Raw genomic sequence first — 623 nt, 5'->3', positions numbered from 1 at the left:
CACCGAGAAGGCGCAGTTGGCGGGCGCGGAGCCCGCACCGCACCGCCCCGGCCCGCATCCAGCCCCGAGCCGCCCCGAGCCCGAGGAGAAGGCCGGGAAGAGCGGGAAGGCGGGGAAAGCCGGAGGGCCCGCGGGGAGGAAGGGACCGGCCGGCGGCCACCGCGGCGACCATCCCTCCCCGGGGCCGGTCCGGCGGGACGACACACCCACGCAAGGAGATCCATGAACACCGACGAACTCGTCGAACTCGGGCAGCAACTGCGCGTCGACAGCGTGCGGGCCGCCGCCGCTGCGGGCTCGGGGCACCCGACGTCCTCCATGTCCGCCGCCGACCTGATGGCCGTCCTGCTGGCGAACCACCTCCACTACGACTTCGAGAACCCCGAGCACCCCGGCAACGACCGCTTCGTCCTGTCCAAGGGACACGCCTCCCCCCTGCTGTACTCCGCCTACAAGGCGGCCGGCGTCCTCGACGACGAGGAACTGCTCACCTTCCGCGCCCGCGGCAGCCGCCTGGAGGGACACCCCACGCCACGGCAGCTGCCATGGGTGGAGACGGCGACCGGCTCCCTCGGGCAGGGCCTGCCCGTCGGCGTCGGCATCGCGCTGGCCGGCAAGCGCCT

Annotated in this window: 1 pseudogene; it reads left to right on the top strand. The window is 74.2% G+C overall.

Going from position 1 to position 623, the window contains the following annotated elements:
* Positions 1-222 precede the first annotated feature (222 nt).
* Positions 223-623, top strand: a pseudogene (locus tag CCN35_RS26460) (transketolase); the annotation flags it as partial.

This window comes from Streptomyces thermovulgaris (assembly GCF_002155915.1).
In the GTDB taxonomy this organism is placed as follows: Bacteria; Actinomycetota; Actinomycetes; order Streptomycetales; family Streptomycetaceae; genus Streptomyces; species Streptomyces thermovulgaris.
This window is presented reverse-complemented; position numbering and strand designations above follow the sequence as displayed.